Annotated in this window: 18 protein-coding genes, 1 tRNA gene and 2 other RNA genes; 12 read left to right on the top strand and 9 right to left on the bottom strand. The window is 55.0% G+C overall.

Annotation, left to right across the window (positions count from 1 at the left end; all coding sequences use genetic code 11):
* Nucleotides 1-388 precede the first annotated feature (388 nt).
* The 6 genes from QQZ17_RS12430 to QQZ17_RS12455 all read right to left on the bottom strand — a co-directional run bounded on the left by QQZ17_RS12430 (nt 389) and on the right by QQZ17_RS12455 (nt 4,973).
* Nucleotides 389-521: non-coding RNA, RtT sRNA (locus QQZ17_RS12430), on the bottom strand.
* A 31-nt stretch (nt 522-552) separates the two neighbouring features.
* Nucleotides 553-685: non-coding RNA, RtT sRNA (locus QQZ17_RS12435), on the bottom strand.
* Between the two features lie 31 nt (nt 686-716).
* A tRNA-Pro gene (locus tag QQZ17_RS12440) sits at nt 717-793 on the bottom strand.
* A 91-nt stretch (nt 794-884) separates the two neighbouring features.
* Nucleotides 885-2,576 (bottom strand): kdo(2)-lipid A phosphoethanolamine 7''-transferase, encoded by a 1,692-nt coding sequence (gene eptB, locus QQZ17_RS12445; RefSeq protein ID WP_152400500.1) that lies wholly within the window; start codon nt 2,574-2,576, stop codon nt 885-887.
* 262 nt (nt 2,577-2,838) lie between these two features.
* Nucleotides 2,839-4,041 carry an L-lactate MFS transporter gene (locus QQZ17_RS12450; protein WP_152400502.1) on the bottom strand — a complete coding sequence of 401 codons (1,203 nt, stop codon included), beginning with the start codon at nt 4,039-4,041 and terminating at the stop codon, nt 2,839-2,841.
* 230 nt (nt 4,042-4,271) lie between these two features.
* Complete coding sequence (locus QQZ17_RS12455; RefSeq protein WP_152400504.1) at nt 4,272-4,973, bottom strand: autotransporter outer membrane beta-barrel domain-containing protein; 702 nt, start codon at nt 4,971-4,973, stop codon at nt 4,272-4,274.
* A gap of 158 nt (nt 4,974-5,131) precedes the next feature.
* Here QQZ17_RS12455 and tag point away from each other — a divergent pair, with 158 nt between their 5' ends.
* Both tag and QQZ17_RS12465 read left to right on the top strand, forming a co-directional pair.
* Entirely contained in the window at nt 5,132-5,710 is a 579-nt protein-coding gene (tag, locus tag QQZ17_RS12460; protein ID WP_152406218.1) for a DNA-3-methyladenine glycosylase I, read from the top strand.
* Nucleotides 5,691-6,131 (top strand): N-acetyltransferase, encoded by a 441-nt coding sequence (locus tag QQZ17_RS12465; protein WP_152400506.1) that lies wholly within the window; start codon nt 5,691-5,693, stop codon nt 6,129-6,131. Before tag ends, QQZ17_RS12465 begins: the two co-directional genes overlap by 20 nt.
* Here the strand turns inward: QQZ17_RS12465 and QQZ17_RS12470 are convergent.
* Nucleotides 6,100-8,424 (bottom strand): molybdopterin guanine dinucleotide-containing S/N-oxide reductase, encoded by a 2,325-nt coding sequence (locus QQZ17_RS12470; protein WP_152754495.1) that lies wholly within the window; start codon nt 8,422-8,424, stop codon nt 6,100-6,102. The genes QQZ17_RS12465 and QQZ17_RS12470 overlap by 32 nt on opposite strands.
* 154 nt (nt 8,425-8,578) lie before the next feature.
* Between QQZ17_RS12470 and QQZ17_RS12475 the strand changes: the two genes are divergently transcribed.
* The 6 genes from QQZ17_RS12475 to ghrB all read left to right on the top strand — a co-directional run bounded on the left by QQZ17_RS12475 (nt 8,579) and on the right by ghrB (nt 14,521).
* On the top strand, nt 8,579-9,241 hold the full coding sequence (locus QQZ17_RS12475) for an OmpA family lipoprotein (protein WP_152400510.1): 663 nt from the start codon (nt 8,579-8,581) through the stop codon (nt 9,239-9,241).
* 124 nt (nt 9,242-9,365) lie between these two features.
* The gene (locus QQZ17_RS12480) at nt 9,366-10,382 is read left to right on the top strand and encodes a LacI family DNA-binding transcriptional regulator (protein WP_061075967.1); all 1,017 of its coding nucleotides are present in this window, start codon (nt 9,366-9,368) and stop codon (nt 10,380-10,382) included.
* A 100-nt stretch (nt 10,383-10,482) separates the two neighbouring features.
* Nucleotides 10,483-11,232, top strand: a complete 750-nt coding sequence (locus QQZ17_RS12485) for a sugar phosphate isomerase/epimerase family protein (RefSeq protein ID WP_152400512.1) — start codon at nt 10,483-10,485, stop codon at nt 11,230-11,232.
* Nucleotides 11,233-11,235: 3 nt separating this feature from the next.
* Complete coding sequence (locus tag QQZ17_RS12490; protein ID WP_152400514.1) at nt 11,236-12,174, top strand: sugar kinase; 939 nt, start codon at nt 11,236-11,238, stop codon at nt 12,172-12,174.
* Nucleotides 12,175-12,243: 69 nt separating this feature from the next.
* Nucleotides 12,244-13,524, top strand: coding sequence for an MFS transporter (locus QQZ17_RS12495; RefSeq protein WP_152400516.1), 1,281 nt, complete (start codon nt 12,244-12,246; stop codon nt 13,522-13,524).
* A 22-nt stretch (nt 13,525-13,546) separates the two neighbouring features.
* A complete protein-coding gene (gene ghrB, locus QQZ17_RS12500; RefSeq protein ID WP_152400518.1) occupies nt 13,547-14,521 on the top strand; it encodes a glyoxylate/hydroxypyruvate reductase GhrB in 975 nt (324 codons plus the stop codon).
* 41 nt (nt 14,522-14,562) lie between these two features.
* Here the strand turns inward: ghrB and QQZ17_RS12505 are convergent, their stop codons facing one another.
* Nucleotides 14,563-15,273: a DUF3053 domain-containing protein gene (locus tag QQZ17_RS12505; protein ID WP_152400520.1), complete on the bottom strand. Its 711-nt coding sequence runs from the start codon at nt 15,271-15,273 to the stop codon at nt 14,563-14,565.
* Nucleotides 15,274-15,716: 443 nt separating this feature from the next.
* Here QQZ17_RS12505 and QQZ17_RS12510 point away from each other — a divergent pair, with 443 nt between their 5' ends.
* From QQZ17_RS12510 to cueP, 4 genes are all read left to right on the top strand, one after another.
* A complete protein-coding gene (locus QQZ17_RS12510; protein WP_152400522.1) occupies nt 15,717-17,087 on the top strand; it encodes an MFS transporter in 1,371 nt (456 codons plus the stop codon).
* Nucleotides 17,088-17,344: 257 nt separating this feature from the next.
* Complete coding sequence (locus tag QQZ17_RS12515; RefSeq protein ID WP_152400524.1) at nt 17,345-17,635, top strand: HTH-type transcriptional regulator; 291 nt, start codon at nt 17,345-17,347, stop codon at nt 17,633-17,635.
* 272 nt (nt 17,636-17,907) lie between these two features.
* Nucleotides 17,908-18,120, top strand: a complete 213-nt coding sequence (gene cspE, locus QQZ17_RS12520) for a transcription antiterminator/RNA stability regulator CspE (protein WP_004126446.1) — start codon at nt 17,908-17,910, stop codon at nt 18,118-18,120.
* A 179-nt stretch (nt 18,121-18,299) separates the two neighbouring features.
* Nucleotides 18,300-18,839 (top strand): copper-binding periplasmic metallochaperone CueP, encoded by a 540-nt coding sequence (cueP, locus tag QQZ17_RS12525; RefSeq protein ID WP_152400527.1) that lies wholly within the window; start codon nt 18,300-18,302, stop codon nt 18,837-18,839.
* Between the two features lie 77 nt (nt 18,840-18,916).
* Here the strand turns inward: cueP and glyS are convergent, their stop codons facing one another.
* Complete coding sequence (glyS, locus tag QQZ17_RS12530) at nt 18,917-20,986, bottom strand: glycine--tRNA ligase subunit beta (protein WP_152400529.1); 2,070 nt, start codon at nt 20,984-20,986, stop codon at nt 18,917-18,919.
* Nucleotides 20,987-20,994: the final 8 nt, after the last annotated feature.

A 20,994-nucleotide genomic window follows, 5' to 3' on the forward strand; every position in this document is an offset into this window, starting at 1 on the left:
ATAAATACCTTAATATTTCTCAACATTTGGTGATTAACAATTGTGCAGAATAAAAAAAATTTCTGACAAAATGGTGCATATCTGAGCGATAAATCCCACGAACGTTAAAACGCACAGCGGAAAATGCTAGCGCCAGCCATAAGTAACGCAAAAAAAGATCCATGCATAGATAAAAAAAGACAATGGAATATGTCACAAAATCGTTAATGAATAGTGAGAAGTGGTGCTCATTTTTTGTAGCAGAAATGAAGGTCGACCGTAGTCTGGGTAAGGTGCCTGCCTCACCATCCGACACTACCAGAAATGATGCAACGAATTGCCTGATGGCGCTTCGCTTATCAGGCCTACAAATGCAAAAAAACCTGCTCGCTGAGCAGGGTTTTGAATTTGGTCGGTGATAGAGAATGACTCGCCACGTCGTGGCTCGCCCTGCGGGCCGTTGCTGGCGCAACGTTCTCTCGCTCCGCTCGAGTCGAACCTCTGCCCCCGGAGGTTCTCATCCTCTCGGCCCTGAATGCAAAAAACCCTGCTCGTTGAGCAGGGTTTTGAATTTGGTCGGTGATAGAGGATGACTCGCCACGTCGTGGCTCGCCCTGCGGGCCGTTGCTGGCGCAACGTTCTCTCGCTCCGCTCGAGTCGAACCTCTGCCCCCGGAGGTTCTCATCCTCTCGGCCCTGAATGCAAAAAACCCTGCTCGTTGAGCAGGGTTTTGAATTTGGTCGGTGATAGAGGATTCGAACCTCCGACCCCTTCGTCCCGAACGAAGTGCGCTACCAGGCTGCGCCAATCACCGAATGCGGGGCGCATCTTACTGCGCAGGTGCGCCCTCGTCAATCCCTTCGTCGCAAAATGCCATTTGATCGGCGAGAAAGTCGTCAGCCCTTTTACTGAGCGACGCTTTTCTGCCCGTCAGGGATATGACACCAGTTGTTGTTCTCATTAATACCGCCATTCGGCGAGGTATAGCCGAGACAGCCCATGATGGTGTCGTACAGCTCCACATGACGGCGCGGCACCTTCATTTCCGCTTCCTTCTTCAGATGCGCGAACGCCTGCGCGTTGGACGGGTTCTCCAGATATTTATCAGACATCCAGACCATCATCGGCACGCGGAACTGCTCCGGTGGTGCCATCTTGCGCGGCGTACCGTGCAGGTGCTCCCGCTCGTTGATCGACTCACCGTGATCGGCTGCGTAGAACACAATCGCTTTCTTATCGCGTACCTGATCAATCACCGTATCGATAAAATGATCGACGTAGGTAATCGAGTTATCGTACGAATTAATCATCAGCTCTTTCGGACACTTACGATCGATAGCGTAGCATTCCGGCTTCCATTGGGCGAACTCGCGGGGATAACGCTGAGTGTAGTTATAGTGAGAGCCCTTGGTATGCAGCACAATCAGATGCTTACCCTGCGGATGTTCCTGCAGCGAACGATCAATCTCATTGACCAGCAGCATATCATCCACGGCTTTCCCCCGGTTACGCGGCTCAGCGGCAATCTGTTCGCGATAGGCAATGTTGTCAGCCATCGTGTTGCTGTAGAACCACATCTCACTCTGCATCGCGTAGAGATCGGAGCTGAAGCCTAACTGCTTGAGCACCGCAAAGACGTTCTGTTCTTTCAGCGTACGCTGGGGGTTGTCCTCGGCCCCACCCTGACGAACGAACATGCAGCGCAGCGACAGTTTCGTCGCGGTATCACAGGAATAGCCCCGATACATCACCAGGTTCTTCTCTTTAGCGAGCTTCGGCGTGGTGTCGCGTTCATAACCCAACATCCCCATATGATCCCAGCGCGTGGTTTCACCAATAATGAAAATCACGTAGGTGTCATCCAGGTTCTGCGTCGGAGCATAAGTGAACTTCTTCGCCGGGTTGATGAGCGATTTGTTATCAGACGATTCATCCACCTGCGCCCAGGCATACAGCCCCAGAGCAGACAGCCAGTTTGACGGCAGATAGGAGTTCGCCAGAACGCCGCCGTAGCTCGGCATATCCACGCCAGCAATACGATCGGCGCGCTTCTGATGCATCTCCAGAAGACGAATCGGCACCCAGACCAGCAACCCCGCCATCAGCACGATCAGCGCGCTGCGCCAGCGCACTTTTGGCGTACAGAGTTGACGCCAGAGGGTATCCGTCGAGCGGTTAAACCAGATAAGTATCAGCGGGATAATACTCACCGCCACCAGCCAGAGGACGAACGTCCAGCCGACCACTTCTTTAGAGAGGTCGATATCCGTGGTCATAACTGAGGCCACGATACCGTAACCGATCATCACGTTCATAAAGGTCATGTAATAACTTGCGCCGGCTGAAATCAGCACCAGCAACGAAGCCAGAACACGCCATACTGCCCTGCCAGACAGTGACAGAAGTCTTAAAAAGAAGAATGTTGCCAGCACTGTGCCAGCCAGTTCGACAACCGCGGAGATTCCATTCCAGAAGGTAAAGTCTTGCGCGTAACCGTCAAACCGACGGAGGTAAACCGCGCCATTCATAAACAGACCGATATAGATCGCGAGCAAAAAACTCAGCTTTTGCTGCGACATCGACGTAATGTATCTCATGCAAGCAAGCCCTGGAAATCGAGGGGATTAACACCGCCTGCGCAACGGCGACATCCGCCGGGCAGGTGAAATTGCGAAGGTAGTCAAATATCAAAATCGACACACGCGGCTAAGTAGACCACATGCAGCAAAGAAAGTGGCAACAGAGAATGTGATCGAAAGAGATATTTACAAAAAATCAAGTTTGAAAGCGAACTATTCACGGCAAACATAACAAAAAAGGCCAGCACGTCGGCTGGCCTGGAGAAACTCTTTTCGGCTATCAGGCGTGTGCTATTTCCAGCACCTCGCGCGTTGGCTGACGAATGGTGGTGGAGAGCGCCAGCGAGAGAATCAGCAGAGCGAAAATGACGCAGAAGGTCACGTAGAATCCACCGAACAGTGACGCGATAATCGAACCGCAGATGCTGCCAATCCCGAAGCCGAGGTAAATCACCCCGTAGTTTTTCGCCAGGTTGTTCAGACCGAAAAACTCGCTGACCAGTGACGGGAAGACGGTGATAGTCCCACCAAAGTTAAAGGCGATACAGGCAATGGCGGTAAAAAAGGTCAGCGCATTCAGCGGCGCAAACAGCAGAGCGGCCATTCCCACCAGAGAGACCACCTGACCAATGGTGATCACACGGATACGGGCAATTTTGTCGGACAGGATACCCAGCACCAGACGACCAGACAGGTTAGCAATAGAAATCACTGTCACCGCATTGGCTGCCGAAGCCACGTCCATATGCGCCAGCCCCTGAGCGATATCTTTCGCCACGCCAATCACATACAGCCCGCTCATGCACGCCGTCAGGAACATCACCGCCAGCATCCAGTACTGCGGTTTACGCATGGACTGCGCCAGGGTGTAGTCATTTTCTACCACGCCATTTTGTGTTTTGACTTCCTGATTGGGTGCATCTTTCATCAGCGTCGAGCCGAAGACGATCATCACCAGCACAATCGCACCCCAAATCACAAAGGTGTTTTCCAGACCGACGGTCGCCAGAAGTTGGCTGTCGATGAATTTGAAACCCAGGCTTCCGAGACCATAAGAACCAATGGCAAAGGCGGAGATCAGTCCTTTACGCTCCGGAAACCACTTCACGCAGTTAGACAGCGTTAACAGATAGCCCGCGCCATCCGCCAGACCCACCAGCACGCCTGCGCTCAGCCACAGCATCGTCAGGTTACTGGAGTGTGCAGTCAGGAAGAAGCCCAGCCCGAGCAGTATGCCGGACGCCATGGTGACGCGTTTCACGCCAAATCGTTCCTGCAACTTCCCGGCGACAGAAGAGGATATTGCCAGGCCTAAGCTCAACAGGCCGAAAGAAAAGGCCACCTGGCTAACGGGCTCACCCAGCTTTTCGGAAAGCACGCCATTAAACAGGCTCCAGGTATACACAGAACCTAAGGCAAATTGCGTAATGATGGTACCGATAAGGGTCAACCAACGGGTGCGCTGATACGATGCGGTTTTCATGGCAGTCTTCCTGCATAAGCAAAAGGGAAAATTCTCTGCCGTCAACCATAACGAAATGCATTTTATGCAGGGAGAAAACGGCATGAAGTGCCATCAGAACGGAATGAAATGCCTGGAATGCGGAATGAATGACGAGACAAATATTCATTGAATGAATTTTTGCCCCGTCAGTTAGTGCGTACTATCGACACAGACACTGTTATCACTGGGTTTAAATTGTAAATGACAGGTTAAAATCTGGCACTCACCCCCATCGTGTAGAGGTAGTCGGTACTGTTGGTGGTGTTTTCCGCCTGCGAGAGTGCGGCATAGGCCGCCATATGCTGATTAAGTAGCATATCGGCACCAACGGTCACGTCCAGCCAGTTACTGTCCTGAGTGGTCGCCGTCATTCGACTGAGTCCCGACTGCGCCTTCCAGACATTGTCGCCAAACTGCTGGTTGTAGCTGATTTGCGCCCACGGCCGCAGATCGCCAAATTGCGAATTCACCCGCCAGCCCAGCGTGCTGACGCTGGCATGCCATAGCGGATCGAATGATTGGCTGGTCACACTGTCGCCAAATTCGTTATAAATAGAGGAAGTGGTGCCATCGTAATGCAACGCCGCGACTGGCCCGGTGGTTACGTCGCCAGAGACAGGAAAATTCCAGCCCATGCTCATGCCGCTGGTTGCCTCCACCGGCGAAGCCTGCTCAAGATTAACGGCCAGCCCCGGCACACTTTGTGTCGTCCGGATACGTTCAGCCAGAATGTCGTCATAGCGCGGTTGGTGATCGCTGTCCCATGTATAGCGTTCAGTCGTATATCCAGGCGTGTTATCAACGATATATTCTTGCTGCCAGGCGCGGGCTGTGTTGATGTAAAGCGAACAGACCACGACGCTCGCCAGGAGAATAATTTCCCGGCGACCACTGCATTTTTTTATCATCATCAATGCGACTCCAGAAGAGAGCCGAAATCGGCGATATTATTGTCATTGTAATTTAAGGATGACAGGCGAAAGCCCTGTATTAAATATTGTCTTTTTCGCTGGCGCGTCAAGGCGTCCGGAACGATATTTTTATGGCAAGTCAAAGAGCGAGGGAAAGTATGGAACGTTGCGGTTGGGTCAGTCAGGACCCGCTTTACATTGCCTACCATGATAACGAGTGGGGTGTACCCGAGCACGACGGTAAAAAACTGTTCGAAATGATCTGCCTGGAAGGTCAGCAGGCCGGTCTTTCGTGGATTACCGTCCTCAAGAAACGCGAGAATTATCGCACTAATTTCCACCAGTTCGATCCCGAACGCGTGGCAGCCATGCAGGAAGACGATGTGGAAAGATTGCTGCTTGATGCCGGGATTATCCGCCATCGGGGGAAAATTCAGGCCATCATCGGTAATGCCCGGGCGTATCTGGCGATGGCGCAAAACGGCGAACCGTTTGCCGATTTCGTCTGGTCATTCGTAGAAAATCAGCCTCAAATCACCCGCGCCGCGACGTTGGGTGAGATCCCAACCTCCACTCCCGCCTCGGACGCCTTGTCAAAAGCGTTAAAAAAACGGGGATTTAAATTCGTCGGTACGACCATTTGCTACTCCTTCATGCAGGCCTGCGGACTGGTCAACGACCACATCACCGGCTGTTTCTGTCATCCAGGAGATAAAAATGATTCGCGAGTTTCATAGTGATGACATGACGCCGCTGCTGGCGCTATGGCTGGAAAGCACCATCTATGCGCATCCTTTTATCCCTGAACGTTACTGGCACGAGAGTGAAGAGGTTGTGCGTGATGTCTACCTGCCCGCCGCCAGAACCTGGGTCTGGGAGGAAGAAGGGGCGTTGAAAGGGTTTGTCAGCGTGATGGAACAACGCTTTTTAGGGGCGCTGTTTGTCGCCCCGGATAGGTTACGCAGTGGGATTGGTAAAGCGCTGGTGCGGCATGTTCAGCAGCGTTATAGCGTGCTGAGCCTCGAGGTATATCAAAAAAACCAGAACGCGGTAAATTTCTACCATGCGCTGGGTTTTCGTATTGAAGACAGCGCATGGCAGGAGGATACCCAGCATCCCACCTGGATTATGGGCTGGCGGGCGGATCAAACGCAGTAAGCGCGAGCGAGGGTCCGCTGTATTTCTCCATCCACGCCAGCGCGGTATTGCCTGCACAGCCGTTCCCCAGACGCGAACTGGGCAGGTCTTTGGTCAGCACATTCACCGCGCCATTTTTACAGATGCCCCCGGCCGCAGGGTCGAGATCCGGCCATGCCCCTTCATGAATGCAGATCACGCCGGGTTTGATACCGTCGGTGACCACTGCACCCGCAAGGATCTGACCACGGTGATTCCAGATACGCACCGTATCGCCCTCGCGAATGCCGCGCGCCTGCGCATCCTGCGGGTGAATCGTCACTGGCTCGCGGTTCGCGACGGCGTACCGTTCGCGCAGGTGACTGTAGTTAAGCTGGCTGTGCAGCCGATGCGCCGGGTGCGCCGACACGATCTGTAACTGCTCAGGTTCGGCATTGCCGTGCCACTCATCCGGCTCCAGCCACATCGGATGTCCGGGACAGTCCGCATAGCCATAACCGGCAATCCGCTGCGAGTATATCTCGATCTTACCGCTGTCAGTTTTCAGCGGATGCGTGTCCGGGTCACGACGAAAATCGGCAAAACGGATGAACTTCGCGTTGGCCGGATTATCCGGCATTTCAATCAGTTGGTTAGCGGCCCAGAATTCGGCAAACGGCGGCAGCGTCACCTGCTGGCTGGCACCACGCTGTCCGGCAATGGTGTAGAACGTTTCCAGCCATTCCAGCTCGCTCTTCCCCTCGGTAAAGCGTTGATAACCGCCCGCTTCCCAGCGCTCGCTCAGTTCGGCAAAGACGTCAAAATCATTACGCGCTTCTCCCTGCGCCGGTACAACCTGCTTCATCGGCACCAGATGCTGGTTGCTGTAATCCCCGGTCATGGTGAGATCGTTGCGTTCAAAGGAGGTCGTCGCCGGCAGCACGATATCGGCATGCTTTGCGGCTGCGGTCCAGAAGCATTCCGAGATGACCACCAACTCCGGTTTTTGCCAGGCGCGGATCAGTCGGTTCGTGTCCTGATGATGGGTAAAATTCGCCCCGCCCGCCCACCAGATGAAGCGGATATCCGGGAAGTGACGGTTCATACCGTTGTGCTGATACGGCGCACCGGGGTTTTCCAACGCTTCAACAATGCGCGCCACCGGGATTTTCTCCACCGCGTCGGTACCCCCTTGCAGACTGCCCTGCATTGACGCCAGCACAGCAGAACGGCGAGTCGGGTTACCGCCGTTGGCAAAGTGATAAGAAAAGCCAAAACCGCCGCCGGGCGTACCTATATGTCCCAGCATGGCGGCCAGGGTGACAATCATCCAGTGCTTTTGTTCGCCAAACTGCTGACGCTGCATGCCCCAACCGGCCATCAGCATAGTGGTATTTTTATGGAACAATTCCGCCAGTTCACGGATTTTGGCTGCCGGAACGCCGCAAATCGCGGCCGCCCACTCGGCCGTTTTAACGATCCCGTCGCTTATACCCAGCAGATAGTCTGAGAAGACCGTATAACCCGTGGTACAGCGGGCAAGAAACGCCTCGTCATGCCAGCCATTTTCCACCAGCGTATGCGCGATGCCGAGCATCAGCGCCACGTCGGTACCCATATGCGGCGCAATCCATTCCATCTTGTCGCCGAAGAAATCGACACTTTCCGATCGCATGGGATCAATACAGATCAGTCGTTTTCCGCTGTTACGCAGCGCGTCAAAGTAAGGTATCCCCTGTTCATCCGACGCGTTCCAGGCAATCTTAAGTGTATTCAGTGGGTTGGCACTCCACAATACCACCACATCGCTGTGTTCCAGAATCACCGGCCAGCTGGTCTGCTGCTGGTACACCTCGCTGCCGCCCACCACGTACGGCATGATGGCCTGCGCTGCGCCGGTGGAGTAATCGCCCAGATGCCCGGTGTAGCCGCCCGCCAGCGCCATATAGCGTTGTAACAGCGTCGCCGATTTGTGCAGGACGCCGTTGGAACGCCAGCCGTAAGAACCGGCAAAAATAGACGAGGGGCCCCAGGTGTCGCGGATCCGCGTATGCTGCGCATGAATCAGCGCCAGCGCATCGTCCCAACTCACGCGCACAAACTCATCCTGTCCGCGCACGCCCTGCGGCTGTGCAGGCGATGCAAGAAACCCTTTACGCACCATCGGATAACACACCCGGGTTTTACTGTGCACCTGATCGCGGACCGCGCTTTGCAGTGAATTCGGATGCGAGGTGGACAGCGCGCCCCGGGAGGAGAGCACCCTTTCTCCGTCCGTTTCGACAAGAATGGGTCCCCAGTGGGCGGCGGTTAACACCGGATTGTGCGTCGTCAAGTCAGGCACTCCTGCAGATGGGCTGATGTATTACGGCGTTCAATGTTACTTACAAATTTCAGAGAGTTCCCTGGAATTTTCTTCATCTTCACACGTCATAATCAACCGCCACGGTTGCTGTGGCAAAAAATAAGAATGTCATTAAGGAATTAAGATGAAGAAACGTGTTTTAGTCATTGCCGCTATTGTGAGTGGCGCCCTGGCGGTTTCTGGCTGCACAACCAACCCTTACACCGGTGAACGCGAAGCGGGTAAATCCGGTATTGGCGCGGGCATTGGTTCGTTGGTCGGCGCGGGTATCGGCGCCCTCTCCTCCTCGAAGAAAGATCGCGGTAAAGGCGCACTGATTGGCGCAGCGGCGGGTGCGGCGCTCGGTGGCGGCGTCGGTTATTACATGGACGTGCAGGAAGCAAAACTGCGCGACAAAATGCAGGGAACCGGCGTGAGCGTGACGCGAAGCGGCGATAACATCATTCTGAACATGCCGAATAACGTCACCTTCGACAGCAGCAGCGCGACCCTGAAACCGGCGGGCGCGAACACGCTGACCGGCGTGGCGATGGTGCTGAAGGAGTACGATAAAACGGCCGTCAATGTGATCGGCTATACCGATAGCACCGGCGGCCAGGACCTGAATATGCGTCTGTCGCAACAGCGTGCGGACAGCGTGGCCAGCTCGCTCATCGCTCAGGGTGTTGCCGCCAACCGCATCCGCACCCGCGGCCTGGGCCCGGCAAATCCGATCGCCAGCAACAGCACGGCGGAAGGGAAAGCCCAGAACCGTCGTGTCGAAATTACCTTAAGTCCTGTGCAATAAGTTTCCTGCCGGGTAGCGACGTTGCCTTACCCGGCCGACAAAACCCAACAGTGTGCCCGGTAAGCGTAGCGCCACCGGGCATTTTCGCGCTAAGGTATGCTCACCCAAGGCAAGGAAATCAGCGATGAGCAAATCAACACGCCCTACCATCAGCGATGTCGCGAAAGCGGCAAAAACCGGTAAAACCAGTATTTCACGTTATCTCAACGGCGAAAAACACCTGCTCTCTGATGCTCTGTTGGCGCGTATTGAAAAAGCCATTGCCGATCTCGACTATCGCCCCAGCCTGATGGCTCGCGGCCTGAAACGAGGTCGTACCCGCCTGATTGGCCTGATCATTGCCGATATCACCAACCCCTATTCCGTCCACGTCTTAAGCGGTATCGAAGCCGCCTGTCGCGAGAAAGGCTTTACGCCGCTGGTCTGTAACACCAATAACGAGGTGAACCAGGAACTGCACTATCTCGATCTGCTGCGCAGTTATCAGGTAGAAGGCATCGTGGTCAACGCCGTGGGGATGCGCGAAGAGGGGCTGAATCGCCTGCAACAGTCTGCGTTGCCGATGGTACTTATCGATCGCAAAATCCCTGACTTCGCCTGCGACGTCGTCGGACTGGACAACACCCAGGCCGCCACCACGGCCACCGAACACCTGATTGAACAAGGCTTTGAGGCCCTGCTGTTTCTCAGTGAACCGCTGGGCATGGTCAATACCCGCCGTGAACGACTGAGTGCTTTTCGGGCAACGCTGGCGCGCTATCCGGGCGTTGTCGCCGAAAACGCCGAAGTCCCGCTCAGCGAGAATACGCAGCTCGATAACACTTTACGTCAGTTCCACCAGCAGCATCGCGGGATGCGTAAGGCGGTGATCTCCGCTAACGGCGCGCTCACCCTTCAGGTCGCCCGCTCGCTGAAACGCATTGGCCTCAACTGGGGCAGCGATATCGGCCTGCTGGGGTTTGATGAGCTGGAATGGGCCGAACTGGCAGGCGTCGGGATTACGACCATGAAACAGCCCACATGGCAGATTGGTTATGCCGCCGTCGAACAGGTGGTACGCCGGATCGAAGGCGGTAGCGATGCCATCCATGAACAGGTTTTTTCCGGCGAACTGATCGTTCGCGGTTCCACCGCCCGCTAATTTTCCTTCGTGATGGTGATCATAATTTCGACACATGATGCTTTTCTTTGGAACCGGTTCCATCTAGCGTAATCACAATAGCGTTAGTTCTGGAGTTCCCATGCAGAGAAAAATTATGGTGGTCACCGCCGCCTATGGCTACGACACCGTCCGCGCTGCCGGCGGACAAACCGCGATGCTGCCGGTCATTGCCGGTGCAGGCGCAGACGGCGTCGAGATTCGCCGTGAACTGTTTACTGACGCTGAACTCAGCGCCCTGACCACACTGGCTGCAGCCATCGAACGCGTCGATCTGCTGGCCTGCTATTCCGCGCCACAACCGCTGTTCATGGAAGATGGCCGCCTTAATCCGCAACTGCCGTCTCTGCTTCAGGAAGCGCAAACGCTGCGCGCGCTGTGGCTGAAGGTTTCTCTGGGCCATTTCGTCCACGCAGATCAGTTTGACACCCTGCGCGACTGGCTGGAAAGCAGCGGTATGGCTCTGGTGGTCGAAAATGACCAGACCGCCTGCGGACGACTGGCTCCGATGCAACGTTTTAACGCCGCCAGTCAGCAACATGCGCTGCCGGTACAACTGACGTTTGATATGGGCAACTGGCTGTGGGTGGGCGATTCGCCGGAAGAGGCCGCTCGTCAACTGGCCGCATCAGTCGGTTATGTTCACGTCAAAGCCGCCACCGCGCACCATGACAGCTATCGCGCGATTCCCCCGGACGACGCCGAGCCTCGCTGGCTCGGGCTGCTCAACCAATTGCCCACCGACGTTCCACGCGGCATTGAATTTCCACTGGAAGGGGCCGACCTGACTGCGGTCACTCGCCGCTACGTCGATTTGTTACGTAAGGAGTAAGGCATGAAGCATTCACTGGATGTCATCACCATCGGCGAAGCGATGGCGATGTTTGTTGCGACACAGACCGGCGATCTGGCCGAGGTCGAGCCGTTTATCAAGCGCGTCGCCGGTGCCGAACTGAACGTTGCCACAGGCCTGGCGCGACTGGGTATGAAGGTGGGCTGGGTGAGCCGCGTAGGTAATGACAGCTTTGGTCGTTTTGTTCTCAACTCGCTGAAAAAAGAGGGTATTGATGCGCAAGGCGTGACGCTGGATGAGCGCTACGCTACAGGCTTTCAGTTGAAATCTAAAGTTGAAAATGGAACCGATCCCATTGTGGAATACTTCCGCAAAGGCTCCGCAGCCAGCCACCTTTCCGTGGCGGATTACAACGAAGCGTACTTCTCCGCGGCCCGCCATCTGCATCTTAGCGGTGTCGCAGCAGCACTTTCCGCCAGCGCTTATGAACTGCTGGCACACACGGCGCGCACCATGAAAGCGCAGGGTAAAACGCTCTCTTTTGACCCCAACCTGCGTCCGGTGCTGTGGAAAAGTGAAGCGGAGATGATTGAGAAACTGAACCGTCTCGCGTTCCAGGCCGACTGGGTGTTACCCGGTCTTAAAGAAGGGATGATTTTAACCGGACAACAGACGCCGGAAGGGATTGCGGATTTCTATCTCCGCCACGGCGTGAAAGCCGTGGTGCTGAAAACGGGCGCAGACGGTGCCTGGTATAAAACCGCCGACGGCGAAAAAGGCAGTGTCGCTCCGGTAAAAGTAGACAACGTGGTCGATACGGTCGGTGCCGGCGATGGCTTTGCGGTCGGCGTCATCAGCGCCCTGCTGGAAGGCCGGACGCTGCATCAGGCCGTCACACGCGGCAACAAAATTGGCGCGCTGGCCATTCAGGTACAGGGCGACAGCGAAGGTTTACCCACACGTGAAACGTTAGGCGAATAACGCGTTACGTAATGATAACGGCCCCCTGTACCCTACAGACAGCGGCGGCAGAAACAACAGAGGTTGATTATGGCAAACTCAACAAATGCAGCAAAACGCTGGTGGTACATCATGCCTATCGTGTTTATCACGTATAGCCTGGCGTATCTTGACCGTGCAAACTTCAGCTTCGCCTCCGCTGCGGGCATTAACGAAGATCTCGGCATCACCAAAGGGATCTCATCCCTGCTCGGCGCCCTGTTCTTTCTCGGCTATTTCTTCTTTCAGATCCCCGGCGCGGTGTATGCCGAACGCCGGAGCGTGCGCAAGCTGATCTTTGTCTGCCTGATTTTATGGGGGGGTTGCGCATCGCTAACCGGGATGGTCAGCAATATCCCGGCACTCGCCGCCATTCGCTTTATTCTCGGGGTGGTAGAAGCCGCTGTTATGCCAGCGATGCTGATTTACATCAGTAACTGGTTTACAAAATCGGAGCGTTCGCGGGCGAATACCTTCCTGATCCTCGGTAACCCGGTAACGGTCCTGTGGATGTCGGTGGTGTCCGGTTACCTGATCCAGGCGCTCGGCTGGCGTGAGATGTTCATCATCGAAGGGGTTCCCGCCATCCTGTGGGCCTTTTGCTGGTGGGTGCTGGTGAAAGATAAACCGGCGCAGGTCGGCTGGCTGACCGAGTCAGAAAAAACGGCGCTGCAAACGCAACTCGAACAAGAGCAGCAGGGCATTAAGGCGGTACGCAACTACAGCGAAGCATTCCGCTCCCGCAACGTTATCCTGCTTTGCATGCAGTACTTCACCTGGAGTATTGGCGTCTACGGCTTCGTGCTGTGGTTGCCGTCAATCATCCGCGAAGGCGGCGCGAATCTGGGGATGGTCGAAGTGGGCTGGCTCTCTTCCGTACCGTATCTGGCGGCCACCGTGGCGATGATTGTTGCCTCCTGGGCCTCGGATAAACTACAGAATCGTAAGCTGTTCGTCTGGCCCCTGCTGCTGATTGCTGCGTTCGCCTTTATCGGTTCCTGGGCCGTTGGCACGAATAACTTCTGGGCGTCTTATACCCTGCTTGTGATTGCCGGCGCGGCGATGTACGCCCCATATGGCCCGTTTTTCGCCATTATTCCGGAGATGTTGCCACGCAACGTTGCCGGCGGCGCGATGGCGCTGATCAACAGTATGGGCGCGCTCGGATCGTTCCTCGGCTCCTGGTTTGTCGGTTACCTCAACGGCGCGACCGGCAGTCCATCCGCCTCGTACATTTTTATGGGGGTGGCGCTTTTCGCCTCAGTATGGCTAACTTTAGTCGTCAAACCCGCGAATAATCAGCAAGTACCGGTTGGCGCACGCCACGCGTAAACTTTACCTCATGGAGAGTCGTATGAAGCCGTCCATTATTCTCTACAAAGCGTTACCCGACGATTTACTGCATCGCCTGGAAGAACATTTCACCGTCACGCAGGTGCCGAACCTGAGTCCGCAGACGGTTGAACAACACGCGCAAGCCTTTGCCAGTGCCGAAGGTCTGCTGGGCTCCAGCCAAACCGTCGATACCGCGCTGCTGGAGAAAATGCCTAAGCTCCGCGCGACCTCAACGATCTCCGTGGGGTATGACAATTTCGATGTGGATGCGCTGAACGCACGCAAGGTGCTGCTGATGCATACGCCTACCGTGCTGACGGAGACCGTCGCCGATACAATCATGGCGCTGGTGCTGTCGACCGCTCGCCGTGTCGTGGAAGTGGCCGAGCGTGTGAAGGTCGGCGAATGGACCTCCAGCATTGGTCCCGACTGGTTTGGTATCGATGTGCACCACAAAACGCTGGGTATTGTCGGTATGGGACGCATTGGCCTTGCGCTGGCGCAGCGCGCCCACTTCGGCTTCAACATGCCGATTCTCTACAACGCCCGCCGTCACCATCAGGAAGCGGAAGAACGCTTCAACGCCCGCTACTGCGATCTCGATACGCTGCTGCAGGAATCGGACTTTGTCTGCCTGATCCTGCCGCTGACCGACGAGACCCATCATCTGTTTGGGGCAGAACAGTTCGCCAAAATGAAGTCCTCTGCCATCTTCATCAACGCCGGGCGCGGTCCGGTCGTCGATGAAAATGCGCTGATTGCCGCGCTGCAAAAGGGCGAGATCCATGCTGCTGGACTGGATGTGTTTGAACAGGAGCCACTGCCGGTTGACTCGCCGCTGCTGTCGCTGAACAACGTCGTGGCGGTGCCGCACATTGGTTCGGCTACGCATGAAACGCGCTATAACATGGCGGCCTGCGCGGTAGATAACCTGATTGATGCACTGCAAGGGAAGGTCGAGAAGAACTGCGTGAACCCGCAGGTAGCAGGATAACAAAACGGCCGGGAGGCGCTATCGCCTGCCCGGCAACTTCATCACTGGATGGCGTTTACCGCCGCAGTCCAGGCCTGATTAAATGCCTGATGCTGCGAGGCCAACGGCCCAATCAATGTGTTGTACTGACTTGCCTGTTGCGAAGTCGGGAACTGAATACCATTCGCCACAAAGCTAACCTGCGTATCCTGCTGCGCGACAAAGTCACCCACCTGGACCAACTGCTGAGTGAAGATCTGTGCGGCTGGGATCAGCGGCTGTAACGCGTCTGCTGGCGTCGTCACCACTTTCTTATACACCTGATCAAACACCGGCTTCAGGTCATCGGTCTGTTTCAGTGCGCCATGCGCCGCATCCGCCTGTAGTTTCGCATTTTGCAGTTGCTGGCCCAGTACGCCGAGAGAACCGTTCAGGTCACGTAGCGGCCCACGTTGTGTCACATAATCCTGTGGCACACGGATGGCGTTAACGCTATCAACGACCGGACGCAACGCGGAATCCATCGCCTGATTCACCTGCTGCGAGTAGCCATACAGAATGGCGTAATCAGAAACAAACGGGCCGAACTGTTTTTTCTGATCGGCAGTCAGGGTGGGTAGACGCTCGCCGCTACGCATCACCGTATTCTGTAGAAAATCGACAAATGCCTTACGCTGATCGCCTTCTTTATCAAAACACCCACTCAGGCTAACTACCATTAATAACGCCGCAAGAGGCGCAAACCAGCGAGAGCAGGACTTACCTGTCGCCATTTTAATACTCCTTTCACCCAAAAATGCGCACAACGCAACACGCGTGCCTTACGGCTTACAAGGATAGTCCAGGTCAGGCTCGCAGGATACCCCTTACGCGTAATCTTGTGGCGGAAATTCGCATGGCGGAACGACGATCGTTGATTTGTTGCTTTATTGTTAATCGCATCACATTTACCGCCTCTGCCGCGGGGGTATTACCATGAAGTAGTCCTATGATTTTAATAGAGTTTCATCGTTAGCAAAGCCAGTGCAGGGGCAATTCGTACGATTATCGCACGTTTACCACGGCAGGATGATTGCCGAACAAGGACTTCGATGTTTTGATTAGTTGAACGATTACCGAATAAACGTTCGATAATCGCACAATTAATCCAAACGCTAGCGGTGGAGAAAATAAAAACGCCCTCTGTCCCCCGCGTTGCTTTCGCAGGAATGACCGCATGACAAACAGAACAACTGATATTCAAGCGTTTATTAACGAGCATCCCTTTTCAAAATACCAGTGGATGATCCTCGTGCTGTGTTTTGTGACCGTCGCGATGGACGGGTTCGATACCGCGATTATTGGGTTCATCGCCTCCGATCTCGTTCAGGAGTGGGGGGTTGAAAAATCCGCACTCGGCCCGGTCATGAGCGCGGCGCTGGTTGGTCTCGCCGTGGGAGCGCTCACTGCGGGTCCACTGGCCGATCGTATCGGTCGCAAAAAAGTCCTGATCATGTCGATTCTGGTGTTTGGCGGCTTCAGCCTGCTCACCGCCTTTGCCGGCACGCTGAACCAACTGACGGCACTGCGCTTTTTAACCGGTCTGGGCCTGGGGGCGGCGATGCCCAATGCCGCAACCCTGATGAGTGAATATGCGCCTGAACGCCGCCGTGCGCTGCTGGTGAATCTGATGTTCGTCGGATTCCCGATTGGGTCGTCGATGGGCGGGTTTATTTCCGCGTGGTTAATTCCGCATTACGGCTGGCAAAGCGTGCTGATCCTCGGCGGCGTGATGCCGTTGGCGCTGGCGGTGGTGCTGATCTTCCTGCTGCCAGAATCCGCCCGTTATCTGGTCGTAAAGAACAAATCACAACAGCAGATAGGCACCATTCTGCGCCGTATCGCCCCGCTGCCGGAAGCAACGCACTTTGTCCTGCGTGAAACCGGCCAGATTAAAGAGAAATCGGCACTGGGCGTCATCTTCTCGCCGCGTTACGCGCTGGGCACGGTGATGCTGTGTCTGACCTACTTTATGGGATTGCTGATCTTCTATCTGCTGACCAGTTGGCTACCGCTGCTGATCCGTGAAACGGGGGCCACGCTGAGTCAGGCGTCCATCATAACCGCCCTGTTCCCGCTGGGCGGCGGGATTGGCGTCCTGGTGCTGGGTGCGCTGATGGACAAACTCAACCCGAACAAAGTGGTCGCGGTCGGTTGGTTGCTGACCGGGGTGTTCGTCTGCCTGGTAGGGTTCTCCACCAGCAGCCTGGTGCTCATGGGAGTGATGGTCTTTATCGCCGGGACGATCATGAATGGCGCACAATCGTCCATGCCCGCGCTGGCGGCAGGTTTTTACCCCACGCAGGGCCGTGCGACCGGCGTGGCATGGATGTTAGGTCTGGGCCGTTTTGGTGGCATTCTCGGTGCGTTTAGCGGTGCCTTCCTGATGCAGGCACAGCTCGCGTTTGAAACCATCTTCACATTCCTTGCGATTCCGGCACTGGTTTCTGCATTTGCCTTAATGGTGAAATACTGGGCTGGTAAACGCCAGCTCTCTACTTCCTCAACACTGGCAGAATCGCCGACTCACGCCGCGCAAAAAGCCTGATCTCCCCTTCCTGGCAGGTAACAACCTGCCAGGAAATAGTCAGATTTTCGTAATCTTTACAATTCTCTCTGTCACGCGTGATATAGCGCCCGTTATCAGATCTTTAGCAGGCTACTCATCCGCCTTCCCCTCGTCGCTGAAACGAGTCTTTCTCTCCCCTGAAAATGTGACGCCCTCCATACTTTCTCTTTTGCGACTATTCTTAACTGGCTTCGATGAAATTCACGATCCCGCAGTGTGATTTAGAGGAGTTCTCAATGGAATCTAAAGATCCTATGTTTGAGCTGCTGAGCAGCCTGGAACAAATTGTTTTTAAAGAAGAATCATCAAGAATCACCCTGACAAATAAGCCAAGCCCCTTTAGCGAAGTTGAACAGCTACGACGAGGGAGTGGACTTAAAACAGATGATTTCGCCAGAGCGTTAGGCGTAACGGTTGCACTGGTACAGGAGTGGGAATCAAAACGCGTTAAACCCTCCAGTACGGAATTGAAGCTGATGCGCCTGATACAGGCTAACCCGGCATTGAGTAAGCAGTTGATGGAGTAGTCGACAATGATTAATGAACGGTCCTGATACAGGGCCGTTTTCTGACCACTTAACCCACCAGGAGCAAAATAACAGTTGCATCAACTGGCGTTACATGAGTTAATGCGTCCCACGGTTTGACGTACAGACCATTAAAGCAGTTTAGTAAGGTAGTCCCCTTCAAGAGTTATCGTTGATACCCCTCGTAGTGCGCATTTCCTTAACGCTTAAAAAATCTGTAGAGCACGCCATATCGCCGAAAGGCACACTTATTTTTTAAAAGGTAATACACTATGTCCGGTAAAATGACTGGTATCGTAAAATGGTTCAACGCTGACAAAGGTTTCGGCTTCATCACTCCTGACGATGGCTCTAAAGACGTGTTCGTACACTTCTCTGCTATCCAGAACGAAGGCTACAAATCTCTGGATGAAGGTCAGAAAGTTTCCTTCACCATCGAAAGCGGCGCTAAAGGCCCGGCAGCTGGTAACGTAACCAGCCTGTAAGCTTACATAAGCTCAGAATTCAAGATCCCTGCCAGACGGCGGGGATTTTTTTTATCTCTCTCCCACCTTTTGCCATCCCCATTCCCCTTCTTTGCATTACTTTACCTGTCCAGGCTTTGACCTTTCCCTAAGGGTAAGCTTTATAGTAAAAACCTTGTTTTACACATGGAATTGACACTATGTCCAGACTCCCTTTGTTCCTTACGTTAGGTTTACTCGCCAGCAGCACCGCATTTGCTGCATCACCAGAAGCCGCGTTCCTTGCCGAACATGGTCTTGCCGGTAAGTCAGTCGAACAGATCGTGGATACCATCGATCAAACGCCGCAGTCCCGTCCGCTACCGTATTCGGCTTCCATCACCAGTACCGAGTTAAAACTCGCCTCTGATGGGCAGATGTATACCCTGCCGCTGGGCGAAAAGTTCTATCTCTCCTTTGCGCCTTACCAACAACAGACGCACCCGTGCTTTAACCACAGCCTTTCCGGCTGTCAGGGTGAAATGCCGGATACCACGTTCAACGTTAAAGTGACGGATAAGAAAGGCGATGTGTTGATTCAGAAACCCATCAAAAGCTATCAGAACGGGTTTATCGGCGTCTGGTTGCCGCGCAACATCGAAGGGACAATAGAAGTGAGCTACAACGGCAAAACGGCGTCACACGCGATTGCCACGAAGGATGACAGCCAGACCTGTCTGACGGAACTGCAGTTGCAGTAAGCGCGCAGACAGCGCTGCCCAAACTGAACCCATAAAAAAACCTGCCCAACGGCAGGTTTTTATTGCTGGCACTACGCTTATTGCAGCAGCGAAATATCCGCCACGCGCAGGAACAGCTCGCGCAGTTTTTCAAGCATCGAGAGACGGTTAATACGCAGGTCTTTATCCTCGACGTTCACCATCACTTTTTCGAAGAATAAATCAACCGGCTCACGGAGTTCAGCCAGTTCCACCAGCGCGTCCTGGTAACGACCTTCGGCAAAGTACGGTTCAAGCTTGTCACGCAGCACGACAACCTGCATCGCCAGCGCGATCTCTTCCGGCTCTTTCAGCGTCGCGGCGTTAACACGCTCGTTCAGCGTCTCATCAGACTTCGCCAGAATGTTGGAAACACGCTTATTGGCAGCCGCCAGCGCAGAGGCCGCTTCCAGAGTGCGGAAGTGGGAGACCGCCTTCATACGCGCATCGAAATCTGCCGGGCGAGTCGGACGACGCGCCAGTACCGCCTGGATGGTATCCACCGTGTAGCCTTCATCCTGATACCAGGCGCGGAAGCGGCCGAGCATGAAGTCGATGACGTCATCAACGACGTTAGCGTTGGTCAGCTTGTCACCGTACAGACGCACCGCTTCTTCGGTCAGCGTCTGCAGGTCGAGGTTCAGGTTCTTCTCAACGATAATGCGCAGCACACCCAGCGCAGCACGACGCAGGGCGAACGGGTCTTTGTCCCCTTTCGGGTGCTGACCGATACCGAAGATACCCGCCAGGGTATCCATCTTGTCCGCAATCGCCAGTGCGCAGGCAACCGGGTTAGACGGCAGGTCATCACCGGCAAAGCGCGGCTGATACTGTTCGTTCAGGGCAACAGCGACATCTTCCGCTTCACCATCGTGGCGGGCGTAGTGCATGCCCATCACGCCCTGGGTGTCGGTGAACTCGAAGACCATGTTGGTCATCAGGTCACACTTCGACAGCAGGCCCGCGCGGGTAGCATGGTTAACGTCTGCGCCTATCTGACCAGCAATCCAGCCCGCCAGCGCCTGAATACGATCGGTCTTGTCGCGCAACGTACCCAGTTGCTGCTGGAACAGCACGGTTTGCAGACGCGGCAGATTGTCTTCCAGACGTTTTTTACGGTCGGTATTAAAGAAGAACTCGGCATCCGCCAGACGCGGGCGCACCACCTTCTCGTTACCGGAGATGATTTGCTGTGGATCTTTCGATTCGATATTCGCAACGAAGATAAAGTTCGGCAGCAATTTGCCGTCGTTGGCGTAGACCGGGAAGTACTTCTGGTCACCTTTCATGGTGTACACCAGCGCTTCAGAAGGTACCGCGAGGAATTTCTCTTCGAATTTCGCCGTCAGTACGACGGGCCATTCCACCAGCGAAGTCACTTCTTCCAGCAGACTTTCGCTCAGATCGGCATTCCCGCCAATGGTGCGCGCCGCGTCTTCCGCATCCGCTTTGATTTTGGCTTTACGCTGTTCGTAGTCGGCAATGACCTTACCGCGCTCCAGCAGGATCTGCGGATACTGGTCGGCATTGTCGATGGTAAATTCCGGCTCGCCCATAAAGCGATGGCCGCGAATGACGCGATCGGACTGGATACCCAAAATGGTTGCCGGAATGACTTTGTCGCCCAGCAGCAGGGTGACGGTGTGTACCGGACGCACGAAGTGCACGTCGCTCGCTCCCCAGCGCATCAGTTTCGGGATCGGCAGTTTCGCCAGCGACGTGGCTACCATGTTCGGCAGCAGTGCTTCGGCGCTTTCGCCTTTCACGAGCGCACGATACAGCAGCCATTCGCCTTTATCAGTCGTCAGGCGCTCGGCCTGATCAACGGTAATGCCACAACCCCGAGCCCAGCCTTCTGCTGCTTTGCTCGGTTTGCCTTCGGCATCAAATGCCTGGGCAATCGCCGGACCGCGTTTTTCAACTTCGCGATCGGGCTGGGATTCTGCCAGATTAGCGATTTTCAGCGCCAGACGACGCGGCGCCGCAAACCATTCGACTTGACCGTGTGCGATGCCGGCGTTGTCCAGCTCCGCAGTCACATTCGCAGCAAAAGATTCCGCCAGGCTGCGCAGGGCTTTTGGTGGCAGCTCTTCAGTGCCGATTTCCACCAGGAAAGTTTTCTCAGACATGGCCGCCT

The organism is Citrobacter sp. T1.2D-1 (assembly GCF_950098555.1).
GTDB lineage: Bacteria > Pseudomonadota > Gammaproteobacteria > Enterobacterales > Enterobacteriaceae > Citrobacter_A > Citrobacter_A telavivensis.

Excerpts from the sequence above, each read along its gene's own strand:
- cueP (WP_152400527.1), top strand. The coding sequence starts at position 18,300 with ATGTCCAGACTCCCTTTGTTCCTTACGTTAGGTTTACTCGCCAGCAGC.
- glyS (WP_152400529.1), bottom strand. The coding sequence starts at position 20,986 with ATGTCTGAGAAAACTTTCCTGGTGGAAATCGGCACTGAAGAGCTGCCA.
- QQZ17_RS12505 (WP_152400520.1), bottom strand. The coding sequence starts at position 15,273 with ATGGCGACAGGTAAGTCCTGCTCTCGCTGGTTTGCGCCTCTTGCGGCG.
- QQZ17_RS12475 (WP_152400510.1), top strand. The coding sequence starts at position 8,579 with ATGAAGAAACGTGTTTTAGTCATTGCCGCTATTGTGAGTGGCGCCCTG.
- QQZ17_RS12465 (WP_152400506.1), top strand. The coding sequence starts at position 5,691 with ATGATTCGCGAGTTTCATAGTGATGACATGACGCCGCTGCTGGCGCTA.
- eptB (WP_152400500.1), bottom strand. The coding sequence starts at position 2,576 with ATGAGATACATTACGTCGATGTCGCAGCAAAAGCTGAGTTTTTTGCTC.
- QQZ17_RS12480 (WP_061075967.1), top strand. The coding sequence starts at position 9,366 with ATGAGCAAATCAACACGCCCTACCATCAGCGATGTCGCGAAAGCGGCA.
- tag (WP_152406218.1), top strand. The coding sequence starts at position 5,132 with ATGGAACGTTGCGGTTGGGTCAGTCAGGACCCGCTTTACATTGCCTAC.
- QQZ17_RS12450 (WP_152400502.1), bottom strand. The coding sequence starts at position 4,041 with ATGAAAACCGCATCGTATCAGCGCACCCGTTGGTTGACCCTTATCGGT.
- QQZ17_RS12490 (WP_152400514.1), top strand. The coding sequence starts at position 11,236 with ATGAAGCATTCACTGGATGTCATCACCATCGGCGAAGCGATGGCGATG.
- QQZ17_RS12515 (WP_152400524.1), top strand. The coding sequence starts at position 17,345 with ATGGAATCTAAAGATCCTATGTTTGAGCTGCTGAGCAGCCTGGAACAA.
- QQZ17_RS12510 (WP_152400522.1), top strand. The coding sequence starts at position 15,717 with ATGACAAACAGAACAACTGATATTCAAGCGTTTATTAACGAGCATCCC.
- cspE (WP_004126446.1), top strand. The coding sequence starts at position 17,908 with ATGTCCGGTAAAATGACTGGTATCGTAAAATGGTTCAACGCTGACAAA.
- QQZ17_RS12495 (WP_152400516.1), top strand. The coding sequence starts at position 12,244 with ATGGCAAACTCAACAAATGCAGCAAAACGCTGGTGGTACATCATGCCT.
- ghrB (WP_152400518.1), top strand. The coding sequence starts at position 13,547 with ATGAAGCCGTCCATTATTCTCTACAAAGCGTTACCCGACGATTTACTG.
- QQZ17_RS12455 (WP_152400504.1), bottom strand. The coding sequence starts at position 4,973 with ATGATGATAAAAAAATGCAGTGGTCGCCGGGAAATTATTCTCCTGGCG.
- QQZ17_RS12485 (WP_152400512.1), top strand. The coding sequence starts at position 10,483 with ATGCAGAGAAAAATTATGGTGGTCACCGCCGCCTATGGCTACGACACC.